At 67.4% G+C, this 1,585-nt stretch carries 1 protein-coding gene and 1 pseudogene; both read left to right on the top strand.

Translation table 11 applies throughout. The features are described from left to right. A pseudogene (locus WBV89_RS17195) lies at nucleotides 1–594 on the top strand (hypothetical protein); the annotation flags it as partial. Nucleotides 595–656: 62 nt separating this feature from the next. After that, nucleotides 657–1,585, top strand: a 929-nt coding sequence (locus tag WBV89_RS17190; protein WP_423982564.1) for a malate dehydrogenase, incomplete at its 3' end; no start/stop codon positions are given.

Here is a 1,585-nt window from a genome sequence, read left to right as displayed (position 1 = left end):
CCTCCGACGACGGCGCCCCCGACCACGGCCCCCCCGACGACTGCCCCACCACCGGCGGTGACCTCGCTGGGCGTGGTCAACGACATGTCCGCGATCACGCCACTCGTCACGCCACCGCAGGGCCCTGCACCCCAGCTCCGTCTGATCGGATTCGGTGACTCGGTGATGCTGGGTTCGGCCGAGGAGTTGACCGCGCGCGGGTTCGTCGTCGATGCCGTGCAGAGTCGGCAGTTCTCCGCATCGCTCCCGCAACTCCAGGGGACCAGGGACAAGGGGTTGCTCGGGTCGGCGGTCGTCGTCCACCTCGGCACGAACGGATCGTTCCCGCAGTCGTCGCTCGACGAGATGATGGCGATGCTGAAAGACGTCCCGCGCGTCGTGTTCGTCACGGGGAAGGCCGACCGCGGGTGGATCGCGGGGAACAACGAGAAACTCCGTGCGCTGCCCGCCACACACCCGAACGTGACCGTGCTCGACTGGGAGGTCCTCGGCCCGCAGTGCCCCGGCGATTGCTTCTACGACGACAACATTCACCTCAACGGCGCCGGGCAGCAGTACTACACCGATCTGGTGACCCGCATCCTCGGGGTGTGACGGTCGTCGTCGCCGCGTCGTTCGATTTCCGGTGACGAGCGCACCGCCGTAGCCTCGCGGACATGACCACTCCAGTTCGTGTCGCCGTCACCGGAGCCGCAGGCCAGATCGGCTACAGCCTCCTCTTCCGCATCGCATCGGGCACCATGCTCGGCTCGGAGACGCCCGTGGCGCTCAACCTGCTCGAGATCACCCCGGCGCTCGGAGCGCTCGAGGGTGTCCGGATGGAACTCGACGACGGTGCCTTCCCGCTGCTCGACTCGATCACCTGCACCGACGATGCCGACGTGGCGTTCGGCGACGCCGACGTCGCGATCCTCGTCGGCTCGATGCCGCGCAAGGCGGGGATGGAACGCGCGGACCTGCTCTCCGCCAACGGCGGGATCTTCAAGCCCCAGGGCGAGGCGCTCAGCCGCTCGGCCAAGAAGGACGTCAAGGTCCTCGTCGTCGGAAACCCCGCGAACACCAACGCGCTCATCGCGATGAGCAACGCCGCCGACCTGGACAACGGCCGGTTCACGGCGATGACCCGCCTCGACCACAACCGTGCGATCAGCCAGCTCGCCGCTCGCCTCGACGCGTCGGTCAACGACATCAAGAAGATGACGATCTGGGGCAACCACTCCACGACGCAGTACCCCGACCTCTTCCACTGCGAGGTCGGCGGCAAGAACGCGCACGAGCTCGTCGGTGACCAGGATTGGTACGCCAATGAGTACATCCCCACGGTCGCGAAGCGTGGAGCCGCGATCATCGATGCCCGCGGGTCGTCGTCGGCGGCGTCGGCGGCGTCGGCCGCGGTCGATCACATCCGCGACTGGACCCTCGGGACGCCGGACGGCGACTGGGTCTCGATGGGTGTTCCGTCCGATGGCAGCTACGGCGTGCCCGAGGGAATCATGTCGAGCTTCCCCTGTGTCTGCAAGGACGGCAACTACGAGATCGTCCAGGGTCTCGAGATCGACGAGTACAGCCGGGCCAAGATCGATGC

Source organism: Ilumatobacter sp. (assembly GCF_049588435.1).
GTDB lineage: Bacteria > Actinomycetota > Acidimicrobiia > Acidimicrobiales > Ilumatobacteraceae > Ilumatobacter_A.
This window is presented reverse-complemented; position numbering and strand designations above follow the sequence as displayed.